The organism is Mangrovicoccus ximenensis (assembly GCF_003056725.1).
Taxonomy (GTDB): domain Bacteria; phylum Pseudomonadota; class Alphaproteobacteria; order Rhodobacterales; family Rhodobacteraceae; genus Mangrovicoccus; species Mangrovicoccus ximenensis.
Genome location: NZ_QBKZ01000014.1, coordinates 98,350 through 116,648, shown reverse-complemented (window position 1 = coordinate 116,648; position 18,299 = coordinate 98,350). Strand labels below are relative to the sequence as shown.

Sequence of the window (18,299 nt, the reverse complement as noted above, 5' to 3'; positions counted from 1 at the left end):
CCGGCGGTCATTCGCCGGGCCGGAGCTGCCCCGCACCGGAATGCACCCCGGTGAGGGTTCGGTTGATGCGCCCCAGCGTGACCTGCTTCCAGATCACGAAGAGCGCGGGGATGACGAAGAGGGTCAAGAGCGTCGCCGTCACCATGCCGCCGACCATCGGCGCGGCGATGCGCTGCATGATCTCGGAGCCGGTGGCGGTGCCGTACATGATCGGGATGAGCCCGGCGAAAATCGTGGCGACGGTCATCACCTTGGGCCGCACGCGCAGGAGCGCGCCCTCGAAGACCGCCTCCTCGATGTCGTCGCGTGTCAGGATCCGTCCGGTTTCGCGCGAGGTCTTGCGCCGCTTTTCCCAGGCCAGGTTGAGATAGAGCAGCATCACGATCGCCGTCTCCACCGCCACGCCCGCCAGCGCGATGAAGCCGACGAGCACCGCCACCGACAGCTCGAAGCCCAAGGCCCAGACCAGCCAGACCCCGCCCGCCAGGGCCACGGGCAAGGCGGCGAGCAGGATCGCCACCTCGGTCGCCCGCTTGAAGGCGAGAAACAGCATCAGCGCGATGGTCAGCAGCGTCGCGGGCGCGACCAGGACCAGCCGGGCGCGGACCCGCTCGATATATTCATACTGGCCCGACCAGGCGATCGAATAGCCCGGCGGCAGCGCGACCTCGCGGGCCACCGTCTCGCGCGCCTCGGCGACATAGCTGCCCAGATCGCGTCCGGCGATGTCGACGAAGACGAAGCCGGTGCGCCGCGCGTTTTCGGACCGGATCATGCCCGGCCCGTCGACCACGGCGATATCGGCCACCGCGCCCAGCGGCACATGTGCGCCGGAGGGCGTGACGACGGGCAGGTCGCGCAGCCGCTCGGGACTGTTCCTCCAGTCCTGCGGATAGCGCAGGTTGACCGGATAGCGCTCCAGCCCTTCGACGCTTTCCGAGACCTGCATGCCGCCGATCGCGGTCTGCACGACCTCCTGCACCTCGGCGACCGACAGCATGTAGCGCGCCGCCTCCGCCCGGTTGACGTCGATCTGGATGAAGCGCCCGCCCACGGGGCGTTCGGCATAGGCCGAGGCCGTGCCGTCGATGCCGCCGACCACGCGCTCGATATCCACCGCGATCTTCTCGATCACGCTGAGGTCCGCGCCGGTGACCTTGACGCCGACCGGCGTCTTGATGCCGGTCGCCAGCATGTCGATGCGGTTCTTGATCGGCTGGATCCACACATTCGTGACGCCCGGCACCTGCACGGTGCGGTCAAGCTCGGCGCGGATGCCCTCCATGGTCATGCCGGGGCGCCACTCGGCCTCGGGCTTCAGCTGGATCGTGGTCTCGATCATCGTCAGCGGCGCCGGATCGGTGGCGGTCTCGGCGCGGCCGAGCTTGCCATGGACGGTGGCGACCTCCGGCACGGTCTTGATCAGCCGGTCGGTCTGCTGCAGCACCTCGCGCGCCTTGCCGATCGAGACGCCGGGATAGAGCGACGGCATGTAGAGGAAGTCGCCCTCCTTCAGTTCGGGCATGAACTCGGTGCCGATCCGCTGCAGCGGCCAGGCCATCGAGGCGACGACGGCGACCGCAAGGATCGAGGTTGCCCAGGGCCAGGCCACGGCGGCATCGAGGAACGGGCGGTAGGCCCAGATGCAGAGCCGGTTCACCGGGTTCTTCCGCTCGGGCAGGATGCGGCCGCGCACGAACCAGCCCATCAGGATGGGCACCAGCGTGACCGACAGGATGCAGGCCGCCGCCATCGCATAGGTCTTGGTGAAGGCCAGCGGCTTGAACATGCGGCCCTCCTGGCTTTCCAGCACGAACACGGGGAGGAAGCTGACCGCGATGATGGCGAGCGAGTAGAACAGCGCGGGCCCGACCTCGGAGCAGGTCTCGGCCACGATCCGCCAGCGGTTCTCCTTCGTCAGCGGCTCCTTCTCGATCCGCCGGTGCATCGCCTCGATCATCACGATGGCCGCATCCACCATGGCGCCGATGGCAATGGCGATGCCGCCCAGAGACATGATGTTCGCGTTCACCCCCTGCAGCCGCATCACCAGGAGCGCCGCGCAGATGCCCAGGGGGAGCGACAGCACGATCACCAGCGAGGACCGCAGATGCAGCAGGAACAGGCCGCAGACCAGCACGACGACGAGGAATTCCTCGCCGAGCTTGTGGCTGAGATTCTCGATGGCGCGCTCGATCACCCCCGAGCGGTCATAGGTGGTGATGATTTCTACGCCCTCGGGCAGGGTGGGGCGCAGTTCGTCGAGCTTCTCCTCCACCGCGCGGATCGTCGCCAGTGCGTTGCCGCCCCAGCGCATGATGACCACGCCGCCCGCGGCATCGCCCAGCCCGTCGAACTCGCCGACGCCGCGGCGCATCTCGGGGCCCATGCGGAGCTCGGCCACGTCGCCCAGCGTCAGCGCCGCGCCGCGCCCGTTCACCTTCAGGGGCGCCGCGGCGAGGTCGTCGAGCCCGTCGACATAGCCGGTGGCGCGGACCATGTATTCGGCTTCGCCCATCTCGATGACGCTGCCGCCGCTCTCGCGGTTGGCCGCCTGGATGGCATCGCGGATCTGGCCGAGCGTCAGGTCATGGGCGCGCAGCCGGTCGGGATCGACCACCACCTGGTACTGCCGCACCATGCCGCCGATGGTGGCGACTTCCGACACGCCGTCGATGGTCTGCAGCTCGTATTTCAGCCACCAGTCCTGCAAGGATCTGAGCTGCGCGATGTCGTGCTGCCCGGTCCGGTCGATCAGCGCGTATTGATAGACCCAGCCGACCCCGGTCGCGTCCGGCCCCAGTTCCGGCGCGACGCCTTCGGGCAGGCGGGCGGTGATCTGGCCGAGATATTCCAGCACGCGCGAACGCGCCCAGTAGAGATCGGTGCCTTCCTCGAAAACGACATAGACATAGCTGTCGCCGAAGAAGGAGAAGCCGCGCACGTCGACCGCGCCCGGCACGGCGAGCATGGCGGTGGCCAGCGGATAGGTGATCTGGTCCTCGATCACCTGCGGCGCCTGGCCCGGATAGGGCGTGCGGACGATCACCTGCACTTCGGAAAGGTCGGGGATCGCGTCCACGGGTGTGGTCCGGAGCGCCCATATCCCTCCGGCGCCGAGCACCAGCGCGAAGACCACGACGATCAGGCGGTTGGCGATGGACCAGCGGATGACGGCGGGGATCATTGCGCATCGCCTCCGGCCAGCGTCAGGGCCATGTCCGCGCCCTGCGCGAAGCGCAGCGGCATTTCCCGCCCGATGGGCAGCGCCTCCGCATCGACGTCCTCGGCCAGCGGGAAGTCCATGGTCATTCCGGGCATGCCGATCTGCTGCATCGGGCCGTGCGTGACGTTGGCCATCCGGGCGGCTGCGTCGACGCTGTTGACCGTGCCGGTGGCCTCGATGATNTGCGCGAAGCGCAGCGGCATTTCCCGCCCGATGGGCAGCGCCTCCGCATCGACGTCCTCGGCCAGCGGGAAGTCCATGGTCATTCCGGGCATGCCGATCTGCTGCATCGGGCCGTGCGTGACGTTGGCCACCCGCGCGGCGGCGTCGACGCTGTTGACCGTGCCCCGCGCCTCGATCCTCCGCGCCGCAGGTTGCGTCGCAACGGAGGGCGCAGGGCTCTGCCCGGCGGGACGCACCGCCACGATGGCATACATCCCCGCCTCATCCTCCGCGAGGTCGAAATCCACAGGCACGCCGAGCGGCACCTCGCCTGCCTCCAGCCCCTTCAGTTCCATGTCCATCGTCATCGCGGGCCAGCCCAGATCCGGGATCGGATCGTGGGACATGGTGAGCCGTCCTTCCGGCGTCACCGCCGCGGCCGTGCCATGCCCGGTCGCGGCCACGCCGTCATCGCGGCCGATCCGCGTCAGCGCCAGCAGCCCGTCCGCGCCCTCGGGCCCGGAGAAGGCCGCGCCCGCCACCGGGGCGGCATTGCCGTAGACCTGGTAGAACACGCCCCAGGCACTGCCGTCGCCGGGATTGCCGTCGCCGGCCTCGGAGGCCCAGGCGACGGCGAAGCCGCCGCCCTGCAGCGCGGCGATGGCCGGCTGCATCTGGTTGCCGCGGGTCTCGGAATTCACCAGGAAATTGCCGTCCACCCGCGCGCCGGTGGCGTCGTATTGCTGGGCGAAGACGCCGGAATAATCGTAGCTGCCGGTTTCGGCATAGGGATGCAGGTCGCGCCAGGCGATGACGAAGCCGCCGCTGTCGAGCGCCATGGCAAAGGCATGGTCCTGGGTTCCGGCAAGCTGGTCGTTGACGCGGAACTCGGCCCCCGCGGACGTTCCGTCGGCGCCGTAGAGCTGGGCATAGATGCCGGTGCCGCTGCCGTCCTGGGCCTGCGACTGCCAGGTGACGACGAAGCCGCCGCCCTTCAGCCCGGTGACTGCCGCGCCGTTCTGGGCCGAGGCGGTTTCCGTGTTCGCCCGGAAGGAGGACGGGCCCGCCGCAGGCGTGCCGTCCTGGCCGAGCAGCGTGCCGTCGCCCGCGACGCGCTGGAGATAGACGTCGCCGCTGTCGCTGTCGGCAGAGGCGAAGGCCACCACGAAGTCGCCGGTGGGCACGAAATCCGCGTCCTTCAGGGCTGCGGCACTCCAGCTGCGCTGGTCGCCCGCAACCGGACCGCTGACCCGGAACTGGCCGCCATCCGTGCTGCCGTCCGCATTGTAGATCTGCGCCTGCACGGAATAGCCGCTGCCGTCGGAGGCATCGGAACTGGCGTTCCAGATCACCGCGAAGCGGCCGGAGCCGAGCGCGACAATCTCGGGCGTGTCCTCGTTGCCGGAATTGACCGTGTTGACCTGCACCGGCGCGGCGCCGACGGGCTGCACCGCCTCGGCCTCGGTCTCCAGCCCCGGATCGGTCGTGACCACCTCGAAGCGGCGCAGGAACACGTCGTCCTGCGGTCCGCCGGTGGTGCCCGAGCGGTCCTCCCAGACCACGCCGAAGCTCATGCCGCCGAGCGCGGCGAGCCGCGGATAGACCTGGTCGCTGGCGGTCTGGCCCTCGGAGACTTGGAACTCGCCGCCGATCTTCTCGCCCTCGGCCGAGAAGCGCTGGCCGTAGATGCCCCAGCCCGAGCCGTCCTGGGTGTAGGAATGCCAGGCCATGACGAAGGAACCGTCTTCCAGCACCGCCATTTCGGGCTCGTACTGGCTGTTCGACGCGAAGGTGTTGGCCTGCCGTTCGCCGAGAACCGGCGTGGCGCCGTCCTGGGTCGGGTTGACCGTAACCTCGACAAGCACCGGATCGGCCATGCCGCCATCGCCGTCGGTCAGCGAGACCCGCACCGTGCGGGTGCCGATCGGATCGTCGGAAATGTTGCGGTAGGTGAGCGCCTCGACCACCTTCTCCACCGCCTGGGCATCGGCCAGGGCGTTGAAGCGGATTTCCAGCGCGCGGCCGCCGGTGCCGGGGCTTTCCACCTGGCCGATCACGGTGCCGCCGACCAGCACGTCGCTGCCCGCGACCGTGACGCCGCCGATCGCGGCCAGCCCGAACTGGTCCTGCGCGCCGTTGTCGGGCGCATTGATCTGGAACTGGTAGGCCGAGACCAGGTCGACCGAGACCACGCTCAGCAGCCCGCCGCCGAAATCGGCGCTGTCGGCATCGGAGACCGCCGCCGCTCCGTCGATGTCGAGAAGCTGCGGCGCAGTGTTGACGAGGGCCTCGTCATAGGCCACCGCCGAGGGCAGCCCCTCGAGCAGCGGATCGGCCCCGTCCGAAGCGCTGCCGCCGACGATCCGCGCGTAGATATCGTAATCCGCGCCGTTCGCGTAGGAGGCAAAGGCCACGGCATAGGCATCGCCGTCGAGCGCGGCCAGCGCCACGTCGAGCTGGTTCGACGCCGTGGCGTCATTGAGCCGCCGCGCGCCGTCGAGCCGCGACCCGTCGGCGGCGTAATGCTGCGCCCAGACATCCCAGGCGTCGCCGCCATTGTTGCTGCGCCAGGCGATGACGAAGCTGCCATCGGCCAGCGCCGTCACGTCCGGATCGTCCTGGGTGCCGGGCACGTGGTCGTTGACCCGGAAGGCATCGCCCGCAGGCGTGCCGTCCGCGCCGAGGAGCCGCGCGTAGATGCCCGCGCCCGAGCCGTCCTCGCCCTGCGAGACCCAGGTGACCGCCAGGCGGCCATCGGCGAGGGTGGCGATTTCCGGATCGGCCTGGTCGCCCGCGACGTGTTGGTTGACCTGCGCCGGGCCGCTGCCAAGTTCGGTGCCGGTGCTGCCGAAGCGCTGGAGGAATGCGGTCGTCAGCTGATTTGCGCAACAGCGCCCCTTTGCGCAACAAATCCTAGAGAACCTGATCCGCCCGATTGCCCTCAACCGCGAGAATGCCCTCTTCGCGGGCCATGACGAGGGCGGCCGTGCCTGGGGGCGCATTGCGTCGCTGATCGCGACGGCGAAGATCAATGGCGCCGAGCCCTTCGCCTATCTCAAGGCCACGCTCGAGGCGATCGCAGCCGGGCATCCGCAGAAGCGCATCGACGAACGTCTGCCGTGGCATTTCAAGCCGTCAACCTGAGAACCAGTGAGCCGGGCACAACGTTTACCAACAAGGCTGGCCATCTTCCGTAAAAGGCGGGCAGCCCGCCGCGGCGGAGACGGCGCGCCGGAACGGCATTTCCGCGGGCATCCGCCCGGCGGATCCGGAAAATCGACTTGTCGAGATCGGGACCGATGGCCGTGACGGACATGGCAGGCACTTGGTTGACGGCAAGGGCCAGCCTGCATCGCGGCGAGGTGGTCCATGCCATCAAATGGCAGACGGCGCGCCGCTGCATGATGGCCGGGGCCTGCGCCCGGATCGGCAAGGAGGGGATCCACCCAATTCCCGGCATCGCCGCCAAAGCCGCCTGGCCATGACCCAAGCACATCCGGGAAACTGAATCTCCTTGGCGGATGCCATACAGCCTGCGCCATGGCCAGGCAGGTCCACGTCAGCACTCCGGTGCCCACAGGATCAGTGCGGCCGGAGAAAGCGGAACTTCGGCCGTCAAATGATATGCGCAACAAGGCCCTGGGAGCCATCCCGCCGCGGCGGCACCAGCAGACGGCCCATCAGTCAGAGGACCGAGTCGAGAAGAAGGCTGGTTTCGCTGTTCAGAACGCCCGGAATCTCGCGGATCACCCGCAGCACCCGGTCGAAATCGCGCAGGTCCTCGGCGCGGATCTCGGCCACGAGATCCCAAGCGCCATTGGTCGAATGCAGCGTGGCGATCTCGGGGATGGCGCGCATCTGCCGGATCACCGCGCGCGACAGGCTGCCTTGCAGCTCCACCATCATCACCGCACGCACCGCCGCTGCCTCCTGGCTGCGGGTGACGATGGTGAACTTGCGGATCACCCCGCCGGCCACCAGCCGGTCGAGCCGCGCCGCCACCGTCGTCCGGCTCAGACCCAGCCGTTCGGCCAGCGCCTTGACCGGCAGGCGCGCGTTTTCGGTCAGGGCCGCGAGGATCTGCCGGTCGGTCTCCGCCAGGTCAGCCATGAAACCTCCCAGGTTGCCAAATATTGCCGTCATTCTGCGCATTCTTTTTCATATTCTGTCCAGTTTGCCGCTGCCAAATGAACAGCCTCCTGCTCCAGATTGCACGAAACAGGAAAACGGGGAACCGATTTGACACATTCTGCGACCTGCGGCCTGCTGGGGGCGCCGATCGGCACCGGCGCGGGCGTGCCCGGATGCGAGGCGGGACCGGCCGCGCTGAGAGCGGCCCGGCCGGTCTGCGGCGGCTGATGTGGCTTGGGCCGCTTGCGGCGCCGCCGGGAAACCATCTCGGGCGTTCTGGCCGGCAGCACGGCGGGATCGCGGATGGGGCGCCGGTCACCTTGGCTGCGGCGGATTCGGCGGCCGGGAGGCGAAGGCTCGGTTGTTCCGGACGGCAGAGCTTCGTGGATGATGCAGGAGCAGCCCGGCAGACCGAGGGGTTCGGGGCCGTTCCGCGGGGCAGGAGTCCGGGATCGGATCTCCATGCTCGCCGCGGGCCGCAGCTTGGCGGGCAGGGCGGTGCATGCCGCCCCGGGTCACGCCAGATGGAAGGCGAGCGCCTGCGCGGCCATGCGGAAGGGGCCGGGATCCTCGAAGGCGCAGGGAGCCTCCGGCAGCAGGACCCGGCCGCCGGTGGCTTCGATGGCGCCCTCGACCATCAGGTTGTCGCAGAGGCCGAAGCGCTCGGCGCGCCAGTCCGGTCCGGGCAGATTGTCCGCGGCGCGGGCCTCGAAGGGGCGCGGATCGCAGGAATAGCCGAAGGCCGGGATGCCGAGTCCGGCGATCAGGCCGAGTTCCACCGCCGTGCCGGCATCCATCGAGGTGCCGAGATAGGGCGAGAGATTGACCAGCGCGGCGCCGCAGCTGCGGATCAGCCGCATGTCCTTGGCGGCGATGGCCAGACCGTGGCGGCGCGGGGAAAGCCCGTCGCCCGGAACCAGTTCGTCGAGCGGGAAGACGCCGGCGAGGCCGAAAGAGGCGCAGACCGCCTTTTTCTCCGCCCCCAGGGCCTCGGCGGCGGGGTGGAAGACGTCTGGTCCGGCGAGATAGATGCGCATGGCGGCTCCGTGGTTTTCCGGGAGCGTGGCTGGCGCGGCCGCCATGCGCAAGCCCCGGCGCGGGGCCGGGGAGGGGGGGCGGCTCAGCCTTCGGGCATCAGCACGGCGTCGATCACGTGGATCACCCCGTTCGAGGCCTCGATATCGGCCTGGGTCACCGAGGCGCCGTCGACGGTGACGCCGTCATCGCCGCCCATCACGGCAAGGGTCGAGCCCTCGACGGTCTCGGGCATCATCTCGCCGCTGATCTCCGAGGACATCACCGCGGCGGGAAGCACGTGATAGGTGAGGATCTGCGCGAGCTTGTCCTTGTTCTCCGGCAGGAGCAGCTCTTCGACCGTGCCCTCGGGCAGGGCGGCAAAGGCGGCGTCGGTCGGGGCGAAGACGGTGAAGGGGCCCTCGCCGGACAGCGTTTCCGCGAGGCCCGCGGCCTCGACGGCGGCAAGGAGCGTGCCGAACTCGCCGGCAGCCGCCGCGGTTTCGGGGATGGTTTTCGCGCCCATGTGCGCATCGGCGAAGGCGGGCAGGGCAAAGGCGGCCGTGGCGGTGGCGGCAAGGATCGTGCTGCGGATCATGTGTCGTCTCCTTTTCGGTGTGCGCGACATCGTCGCCCGATGTCGCAGGGGCTACGGCGCCGGCCGCCGGGCCGGATCACCCGAAAACCGCCGCCGCCGGGTCTTGAAGGCGGCACTCCGCGCGCTAAGCCCGCGCCTTCTGCGGCGGCAAGCAAAAGGACGTGATCCATCGTGAGGCCGGGGCGGCGGCGCGGCACGGGGCCGGGGCGTCCGAAATGTCATCATCCCGTCGCCTTGGCGGCGCAGAACCGTCCGGGGCTGGCCGGAACGATTGCCAGCGCGGGAGGCTTTCTGTTCAGATGGCCCGGAATTTCGAGGGAAGGACAAGCCAGACATGGAACTGATCGAAGAAGTGCTTTTCATCCTGCAGCTGCTTCTCGCCGTGACGGCGATCACGGTGGTGGCGCTCGGCGTGGCCTTCTTTTTCATAGACCGCTACAGGAGCCCCGATGCGGTGCGCCGCAACTATCCGGTGCTCGGCCGGTTCCGCACGCTCTTCACCAAGCTCGGCGAATTCTTCCGCCAGTACTTCTTCGCGATGGACCGCGAGGAATTCCCGTTCAACCGGGCGCAGCGCGACTGGGTCTATCACGCCTCCGATGACCGGATCTCCAACATGATCGCCTTCGGTTCGACCCGGAACATCGAGGCATCGGGCACGGCGATCTTCGTCAACTCGGCTTTCCCGCCGCTGGACGAGGAAGCTTCGGCAGCCGCGCCGCTGGTGATCGGGCCGGGCGCCGCCCAGCCCTATATCGCGCGCTCGATCTTCAACATCTCGGGGATGAGCTACGGCGCGATCTCGAAGCCGGCGGTGCGCGCCCTGGCCGGGGGCGCCAAGAAGGCCGGGATCTGGATGAACACGGGCGAGGGGGGCTTGAGCCCCTACCATCTCGAGGCCGGTTGCGACATCGTCTACCAGATCGGCACGGCGAAATACGGGGTGCGCGATGCCAAGGGCGGGCTCGACGACGCCAAGCTGCGCCGGATCGCGGCGCATGAGCAGGTCAAGATGTTCGAGATCAAGCTGAGCCAGGGCGCCAAGCCCGGCAAGGGCGGCATCCTTCCCGGCGACAAGATCACCCCGGAGATCGCCGAGATCCGCGGCATCGCGATGGGCGAGGACAGCTATTCGCCGAACCGCCATGCCGAGGTGCATAACTGGGACGAGATGCTGGACCTGATCGTGCGGGTGCGCGAGGTCACCGGCAAGCCGACCGGCGTGAAGATGTGCATCGGCACGGCGGACGGGATCCGGCCGTTCTTCGATGCGGTGCTGCGCCGCGGCCAGGACAGCGCGCCGGATTTCATCACCATCGACGGCGGCGAGGGCGGCACCGGCGCGGCGCCGGCGCCGCTGATGGACCTGGTGGGGATGCCGATCCGCGAGGCCCTGCCGCGGATCGCCGATATCCGCGCGGAATACGGGCTGAAGAACCGGATCCGGCTGATCGCGGGGGCCAAGCTGATCACGCCCGCGGATGTCGCCTGGGCGCTCTGCGCGGGGGCGGATTTCGTGGTTTCGGCGCGCGGCTTCATGTTCGCGCTCGGCTGCATCCAGGCGCTGAAATGCAACAAGAACACCTGCCCGACCGGGATCACCACGCACAAGAAGGACCTGCAGCGCGGGCTGGTGGTGGAGAACAAGATCGAGCGGGTGGCGACCTATGCGCGGGTGATCACCCATGAGGTCGAGATCATCGCCCATTCCTGCGGCGTGTCCGATCCGCGCAAGCTGACCCGGGGCCATGTCCGGATCGTGCAGCCGAACGGCCGGTCGCAGCGGATGGACGTGCTTTTCCCCGAGCCCGACGCCCAGATCAGCGCCGCCTGAGCAAGGCCTGGGGAGAGGGGGACCTCTCCCCCGGACCCCCTCTCCCCGCCAGGTTGCCGCCGAATGTTTCGGTGCGGCGACGGGATCGTGACAGCTTATGTTTTGGAAAGGCGGCGGCTGTCGCCTAGGTTGTGGCAGGACGGATTGCGGAGGAGACCGAGATGCGCTTTCGACCCGATCTGGGCTGGGCCGATGTCACGCCCCGCGCGGATTTCATGAACCGCCGCCAATTGATCGGCGGCGCCGCGGCGCTTGCCGGGCTGGGCGCAGGCCTGCCGGCAGCGGCGCTTGACGCGGCGCCGAGCCGCTATTCGACGGATGAGGCGCCGAACACGCTGGAGCAGATCTCCGGCTACTGCAATTTCTACGAATTCGGCACCGGCAAGGAGGACCCGGCACGCCATGCCGGGCAGATGACCGTGGATCCCTGGTCGGTGAAGATCGACGGGCTGGTCGAGAGGCCGGGCAGCTATGACCTGGCCGATCTGGTGAAAGGCCAGAGCCTGGAGGAGCGCATCTACCGGCTGCGCTGCGTCGAGGCCTGGTCGATGGTGGTGCCGTGGATCGGGTTCGAACTGTCCGGGCTGCTGACCCGGGTCGGGGTGAAGCCGTCCGCGAAATACGTTGCCTTCGAGACGCTCTACCGGCCCGAGGAGATGCCCGGCACCCGCCGTCCTGTGATCCCCTGGCCCTATGTCGAGGGGCTCAGGCTCGACGAGGCGATGAACCCGCTGGCCATCCTCGCGACCGGGCTTTACGGCGAGGAGATGCCGAAGCCGAACGGCGCGCCGATCCGGCTGGTGGTGCCCTGGAAATACGGCTTCAAGTCGATCAAGTCGATCGTGCGGATCACCCTGACCGAGGAGCAGCCGCCTGCGACTTGGAACATCGTCAATCCGCGCGAATACGGGTTCTATTCGAACGTGAATCCGGAGGTGGACCATCCGCGCTGGAGCCAGGCCAGCGAGCGGCGGGTCGGCGGCGGCTTCTTCGCGGCGAAGATTCCGACGCGGATGTTCAATGGCTACGGGGAATACGTTGCGGGGCTCTATGATGGCATGGACCTGTCCCGGAACTTCTGAGCGGGCGCCGCTGCGCGCCCGGCTGAACCGGGCGCTGGCGCAGGTCCCGGCCTGGCCGCTCTATCCGCTCTCTGTCCTGCCGGTTGCCTGGCTGTTCTGGCAGGGCGCGACCGGGCGGATCGGCATCGAGCCGGTGGAGGCGGTTGAGCACAGGCTGGGCCTCTGGGCGCTCTGGCTGCTGCTGGCGGGCCTGGCGGTGACGCCTCTGCGCCGCTTTGCCGGCATCAACCTGATGCGGTTCCGCCGGGCGATCGGGCTGACGGCGTTCTTCTATCTGTGCTGCCATGTCCTGACCTGGGCCGTTCTGGATGTGCAGGGGCTTGCGGCGGCCTGGGCGGATATCGTCAAGCGGCCCTATGTGACCATCGGAATGGCGGGGCTGCTGTTGCTGGTGCCGCTTGCGCTGACCTCTTGGAACGGAGCGATCCGCCGGATGGGGGGCGCCGCCTGGCGGCGGCTGCACCGGCTCGTCTATCCTGCCGTGCTGCTCGGCGCGGTGCATTTCGTGATGCTGCGCAAGGGGTGGCAGCTGGAGCCGATGGTCTATCTGGCGCTCGCAGCCTTGCTGATCGGCATGCGGACGATTCCACGGGACCGGCAGAAGGCGGCGCGCCGCTAGCTCGGCGACTGGTGCCCGGCGCCAGGCTGGGACAGGCGGAATGCGCAAGGAGCTGAATTTCCGAGCGTAATCCGGGCTCGTGAAGAAAATGCGACGTTTTCCGAAAAAAGCACTTGCGACTCCCGGCGTGGCACCATAAATACGCCTTCACCGACGGGGCGGCGACGCACCGGGGCGCTACCGCCGAGGCGATCCCGGCGGAGGCCTTCGGCGGGGCAGAGGCGGCGATCTTCGACTTTGCCGGGGGCAGCCAGGACGGCCGGGTGGCCGCGACGGCGGGCGGCGCGACGCTGACCGACCGCAGCTATGCCGCGGTCGAGGTCCTCTCCGAGATCACCCACCGGCTGCTTGCCGAAGGCGAGGCCGTCGAGATCGACCTGTCGGAGGTCTTCGCGGGCGAGGGGCTGAGCTATGCGGTCGAAACGGCGGGCGAGGGCAGCCTCGGCTGGAGCCTCGCGGACGGCGTCCTGACCGTCACCGGCACCGCGCTCGGCTATGACGACGTCACCGTCACCGCGACCGATGCCCATGGCAATGCCGCCTCGGACAGCTTCCGGATGCGGGTCGCGGGCGAGAACGCCTATGCGCTGGTCGTCTATCCCGACACCCAGAACTATTCCGGGCAGGAGCAGGACAACGTCATCGCGGCGATGAACCGCTGGGTGGCCGACAATGCCGGCGGGCTCGGCATCGCCGCCGTGCTGCATGTCGGCGACGTCACCGGCTCGAACACGCTGGCGCAATGGGAAAATGTCTCGGAAGCCTACGGGATCCTCGAGGCGGCGGGCATTCCCTACACCCTGGTCACCGGCAACCATGACCAGGCCGCGGGCGGCAGCGCGAACGACCACACCACCAACCAGGATGCGTATTTCGGCGAAGACCGCTATTTCGCGCAGGACGCGGGCGGCATCTATGACGGCGGCAGCTCGACGGCCAACAACTACAAGCTCTTCACCGCGCCCGACGGCACCGGCTGGGTCGTCCTGTCGCTGGAATTCGGCGCGCGTGACGACGTGCTGCGCTGGGGCGGCGAAGTGCTGGCCGAACATGCCGACCGCCGCGCCGTCGTGATGACGCACCACTACACCAACATGGCGGACATCGCCGGGCCGCGCTCGGGGGCGATCTATGCCGAGGGAACCGGCAAGAACTACGGCATGTCCGACAGCCCCGAGTCGGTCAATGACGGACGCGACATGTGGAGCGAGCTGGTCTCGAAGCACGCCAATGTCAGCTTCGTCTTCTCCGGCCATGTCTTCGGCGACGGCGCCGAGACCATCGTGCATTACGGCGAGAGCGGCAACGCGGTGGTCCAGCAGCTGGTCAACTACCAGAACGGCGTCTCGACCGAGACCCAGACCGACGGCGACACCGCGATCGGCGGCAATGGCGGCAACGGCGCGATGCGCCTCGTCGTGATCGACCCCGACAACGGCGCGGTCCATACCGAGACCTATTACGAGCAGCTCGGCCGCTACATGTCCGGTTCCCGCGGCGATGCCGAGCCGTCCCGCGAAGGCGCCGGGTCTTCCGAGGGCGGCAGCGAGGCCGAGATCCAGGAGGTCGCCTCCGGCACGGCGGAAAGCCTCGGCTTCCCGGCGCTGCCCGGCGGCGATGCGGCGGGCGGCATCATCGCCACGCCGCAATTCGACGCGTCGAACGGCCTGCTGGTCGATCCGGGCTTCGCGCCCGCGGGCGGCGGCGCGAAATATCTCAACTACACGATGGTCTGGGACATGTACCTGCCCGAGGAGCTGGGGCTGGTCTCGATCCTCCAGGTCGACCGGACCAACCTCTCGGATAGCGATCTCTGGCTGCAGGGCGGCGGCGGCGGCGGCCTGATCGGCACGGCAGGCCAGGATGACGGGCCGTTCGCGACCGGCCAATGGGCGCGGGTCACGGCGGTCTTCACCGCGACGGATGCCTACGGCTCGTCCTACCGGCTCGACAAATACGTCGACGGCGTCCAGATGGGCACGCAGATCCTGTCGGGCGACAGCTACATCGTGCAGGAGGGCGGCTTCATCGTCTTCGGCGACAACGGCAACGAGACCCCTTCGGGCTCGGCTCTGGCCGCCTTCGCCTTCGTCGAGACCTCCCTGACCGCCGGAGAGGTCGCGGCACTCGGAACCGTCGGCGGAACCGGTCCCTTCGCGGCGCTGCCCGAGGGCGTCAACGGCGTCCAGTTCGATTTCGCGCAGGGCGATTTCACGCCGGCCCTGGGCTCCGGAACCATGACCCAGGACCTGTCGGCCGGACAGGGCAGCGATCTCGACCTGACGGGTGCCTATCGCGAGGGCCAGGAGACCCTGGACGGCATCGGCATCGGGACGCCCGAGATCCAGTTCCACGCGGCGGCGGGCGGCAACCAGACGGTGGATCTCGGCGCGGGCGGCACGGTGACGCTCGACGGGTCGGGCTCGGTCGACTATCTCGGGCAGGTCGCCAGCGCGGTCTGGACCGACCGGGACGGCAACAGGGTGGCCGAGGGCCTCGTGGCCGAGATCGCGGGGCAGGGCGGCGCCCGCCACTACACGCTGACCCTTGCGGATGCGGAGGGCACCGTCAGCACCGACACGGTGCTGGTCGCCGGGATCGACGGCGGCACGCTGCTGTTCGACGGGTTCGATGACGGCACCCTGGATGGCTGGACGGTGCAGTCGGGTCTCTGGGCGGCGGCCGGCGCGGCCAATTCCGGGACCGGCACCGAGGCCGGGCACCTGCAGGCGAACACCTCGGGCAATGCGGGCGCCATCGTCTACACGGGGGCCGGGATGGCAGCCTGGGACAATTACACGGTCTCGGCCGAGATCGAGAACGAGAACGACCAGGCGATGGGGCTGCTGGCGGGCGTGCAGGCCGACGGCTCGGCCTACGCGCTGGAATTCGACGTGGCCAACAGCCGGATCCGGCTGCTGAAAACCGCCGCCGGCGAAACCTCCGTGCTGGCGCAGCAGGACAGCGTTCCGGCCTGGGACATGAAGTTCGTCGCCGAGCTGTCCATCGACAATGGCGTTCTGATGGCCGCGGCCGGAGGACAGGTTCTGTTCGGCGGCGCGGTGATCGACGAGGGCGAGGCGCTGGCAGGCTCGGTCGGCGTGTTCCACAACGGCACCTTCCGCGCCGATATCGACTATGTCTCGGTACAGGCGGGGTCGCTGATCGCCGATGCCGGGCCGTCGATGCGCGTGCTCGACACCGACGGGGACGGGACCGTGACGGTGACGCTGGACGCGCCCGAAACCGGCACCTGGTCGGAGAACGGCGAGAGCTTCGGCTCGGGCGACACGACGGTCGCGCTCGGGATCGGCCGCCACCTGATGCGGCTCGACGTCACCGAAGGCGGCGAGAGCGACAGCGACACGACTGTGATCGAGGTGGTCGCGCAGCAGGACATCCTGCTGGCCGAGGATTTCTCGGATGGCGCGGGCGCCTTCGCCTTCGTCGACGAGGGCGAGCTCGGCCAGGCGGCCGGCTGGCAGGTGATCGACGGCGCGCTGGTGCAGTCGGCGAACCGCTACAGCTACCAGCTGATGGGGTCGGGCGACACCGCGCCGTCGAGCTGGTGGGCGCTGGACTGGTCGCCGCTGGGCGACGGCTTCCATGCGCTGCGCAAGGGCACCTATGCGCTCTACGACGTGGCGGAGGCCTATGCCTGGGAAGACTACTCGGTCGCCCTCGATTTCACGGCGCCCTCGGGCGGCGCGGTCGGCATCCTGTTCCACTACCAGGATGCCGGGAACTACTACAAGCTGGAGCTCGACCGGACGGGCGGCACCTCGCAGCTGGTCTCGGTGGTCGGCGGCATCGAGAACATGGAATGGCAGGGCTCGCCCGACTACGACGTCTCGGGCAGCAACAGCCTGCGCCTCGATATCGCCGGCGGCCAGATCTCGGTCTGGCTGGACGGGTTCCGCGTCTTCGCGCCGGTGGAAATCCACACGATCGGCTCGGGGACCTTCGGGCTCTACAACTGGGGCGCGCCGGACACGGCCTATGACAATGTCGAGGTCGTCCGGCTCCATGGCGGCACCCCGGCAGGCAGCGCGCCGGAGGTCCGGACCGGCACGGACGGCGACGACATCCTGGCCGGAACCGATGGCGAGGACACCATCCTCGGCCAGGACGGCGATGACCTCATCGAGGGCGGCAAGGGGGCCGACATGCTCTTCGGCGGCGGCGGCCGGGACGCGATCCGCGGCGGCATCGGCGCGGACACCGTCGATGGCGGAACCGGGGCCGACCGGATTGCCGGTGGCTACGGCGGTGACGTGCTGACCGGCGGACGGGGCTGGGACCGCAGCATCTGGCGGAACACGCCCGGCGCGGCGGCGAAGATGGTGGCGTCATGGCGCTTCAGCAGCAGCGGCAGCTGCGCAGGCGCGATGCCCGCCGCCGGGATCAGCGCGGTCGCGCCCATCGTCCAAGGGTCCATCAGCCCGGTGCCGAGCGTATAGGTCCAGTTGAAGGCCCCGGCATGGAGCAGCCGGTCGGCCGCGGTCAGCCCGTACCAGCCCTGCATCATCATCTGCCGCGCCCAGATCGCGCGATGGGCATGGACCACGCCGCGCGGGCTGCCGGAGGTGCCGGAGGTATAGACGATATAGGCCGGCCGGTCCGGATCGCCGGTCACCGGCTCGGCCGGGGCATGGCCGGCCATGTCATGCAGCTCGGCCTCGGTGACGACCGGGCAGGGGCAGGGATCGGGCAGGGCGATGCCCTCGCCCGCGAAGATCAGCGCGGGCTCCAGATCGGCGGCCAGCCGGGTGATTTCGGGGCCGGTCAGCTGCGGGGAGGTCGGCACCGGCACCAGCCCGGCGGCGATCGCGGCCAGATAGGCCAGCGGGAATTCGACGGTGTTGCCCAGCCGCATGAGCACCCGGTCGCCTTCGGACAGGCCCTGCGCCCGCAGCGCTCCGGCCAGCCCCAGCACGGTGGCCTCGAGCCGTCCGTAGCTCCAGCGTTCCGAGCCCGAGAGCTTCAGCACCGCCAGCGCGATCTTGTCGGGATCGTCCTTGGCGCGGCCCAGCACATGGCCGGCCAAGTTGAACGCCTGCGGACAGGGCGGCGGCGGGGACAGATCGATCAGCGACTCCATGTTCAGGGGCTACCCCGGCAGGGCGCCGCAGGCAAGCCGGGCCCGCCCGCGGCCGCGATGGCAGGCCGTGCCGGCCGCGGTCCGGCGCCAGGATGACCGGAAAGGACATGGTCGAAGGCAGCTTTCAAGGCGCCTTGGCGCGGTTTTCTTGGTCAGGTCTTCGCATGGCAGCGCGTGCCGCTGCGGTCGTCGGCGCGTGAGGCGGAGCGCCTTCTGGGGGCCGCCATGCCGTTGCGTCGGTTCGTGACGCGCAGCGGAGGCACGGCAGATCCTTGACGGCGCCTGTCGGCAGAGCAGTTCAGGGCGGCTGCCGTTCGGGCGGGGACGATTGGCGCAGCCCATCGCGAGGAGGGACCGCGGACTGTCCGCCGCCGTGGCCGCGGTCGCCTGCGCACAGCTTGGCCGTCATGTGCGCATGTGCCGGGAGCGGTCCCTGGCATCCGGCTCCGCTGCGGGCGGTGCATCCGGCCCCCGGCCCGCTTCCGGAGGCGGCACGGGGCCGGACTGGACGCGATGCGGAAGATGGCCGGGT

At 69.2% G+C, this 18,299-nt stretch carries 9 protein-coding genes and 3 pseudogenes; 6 read left to right on the top strand and 6 right to left on the bottom strand.

Annotated elements, in window-relative coordinates:
- Positions 1–7: 7 nt before the first annotated feature.
- Both C7T91_RS14660 and C7T91_RS35815 read right to left on the bottom strand, forming a co-directional pair.
- The gene (locus C7T91_RS14660) at positions 8–3,187 is read right to left on the bottom strand and encodes an efflux RND transporter permease subunit (RefSeq protein ID WP_108259896.1); all 3,180 of its coding nucleotides are present in this window, start codon (positions 3,185–3,187) and stop codon (positions 8–10) included.
- Entirely contained in the window at positions 3,184–4,062 is an 879-nt protein-coding gene (locus C7T91_RS35815; RefSeq protein WP_269101720.1) for a copper-binding protein, read from the bottom strand. Before C7T91_RS35815 ends, C7T91_RS14660 begins: the two co-directional genes overlap by 4 nt.
- 2,239 nt (positions 4,063–6,301) lie before the next feature.
- Between C7T91_RS35815 and C7T91_RS14650 the strand changes: the two are divergent.
- Together C7T91_RS14650 and C7T91_RS14645 are read left to right on the top strand one after the other, a co-directional pair.
- Positions 6,302–6,532: pseudogene (locus C7T91_RS14650) on the top strand (transposase domain-containing protein); the annotation flags it as partial.
- A gap of 137 nt (positions 6,533–6,669) precedes the next feature.
- Positions 6,670–6,873, top strand: coding sequence for a hypothetical protein (locus C7T91_RS14645; RefSeq protein WP_145962890.1), 204 nt, complete (start codon positions 6,670–6,672; stop codon positions 6,871–6,873).
- Between the two features lie 199 nt (positions 6,874–7,072).
- Here C7T91_RS14645 and C7T91_RS14640 read toward each other — a convergent pair whose 3' ends face one another.
- The 3 genes from C7T91_RS14640 to C7T91_RS14630 form a co-directional block, all read right to left on the bottom strand.
- Positions 7,073–7,498: an Lrp/AsnC family transcriptional regulator gene (locus C7T91_RS14640; protein WP_108259893.1), complete on the bottom strand. Its 426-nt coding sequence runs from the start codon at positions 7,496–7,498 to the stop codon at positions 7,073–7,075.
- A 536-nt stretch (positions 7,499–8,034) separates the two neighbouring features.
- On the bottom strand, positions 8,035–8,556 hold the full coding sequence (locus tag C7T91_RS14635; RefSeq protein ID WP_161555915.1) for a nucleoside 2-deoxyribosyltransferase: 522 nt from the start codon (positions 8,554–8,556) through the stop codon (positions 8,035–8,037).
- 83 nt (positions 8,557–8,639) lie between these two features.
- Positions 8,640–9,131 carry a fasciclin domain-containing protein gene (locus C7T91_RS14630; RefSeq protein WP_108259891.1) on the bottom strand — a complete coding sequence of 164 codons (492 nt, stop codon included), beginning with the start codon at positions 9,129–9,131 and terminating at the stop codon, positions 8,640–8,642.
- A 334-nt stretch (positions 9,132–9,465) separates the two neighbouring features.
- On the opposite strand from C7T91_RS14630, the gene C7T91_RS14625 reads away from it, so the two are divergent.
- The 4 genes and pseudogenes from C7T91_RS14625 to C7T91_RS14610 all read left to right on the top strand — a co-directional run.
- The gene (locus tag C7T91_RS14625) at positions 9,466–10,965 is read left to right on the top strand and encodes an FMN-binding glutamate synthase family protein (protein WP_108259890.1); all 1,500 of its coding nucleotides are present in this window, start codon (positions 9,466–9,468) and stop codon (positions 10,963–10,965) included.
- 161 nt (positions 10,966–11,126) lie between these two features.
- A complete protein-coding gene (gene msrP, locus C7T91_RS14620) occupies positions 11,127–12,047 on the top strand; it encodes a protein-methionine-sulfoxide reductase catalytic subunit MsrP (protein WP_108259889.1) in 921 nt (306 codons plus the stop codon).
- A complete protein-coding gene (gene msrQ / locus C7T91_RS14615; RefSeq protein ID WP_108259888.1) occupies positions 12,019–12,666 on the top strand; it encodes a protein-methionine-sulfoxide reductase heme-binding subunit MsrQ in 648 nt (215 codons plus the stop codon). The genes msrP and msrQ overlap by 29 nt, the downstream gene beginning before the upstream one ends.
- A gap of 557 nt (positions 12,667–13,223) precedes the next feature.
- Positions 13,224–16,907 (top strand): annotated as a pseudogene (locus C7T91_RS14610) (metallophosphoesterase); the annotation flags it as partial.
- 38 nt (positions 16,908–16,945) lie between these two features.
- Here the strand turns inward: C7T91_RS14610 and C7T91_RS35810 are convergent.
- Positions 16,946–17,767, bottom strand: a pseudogene (locus C7T91_RS35810) (AMP-binding protein); the annotation flags it as partial.
- Positions 17,768–18,299 lie beyond the last annotated feature (532 nt).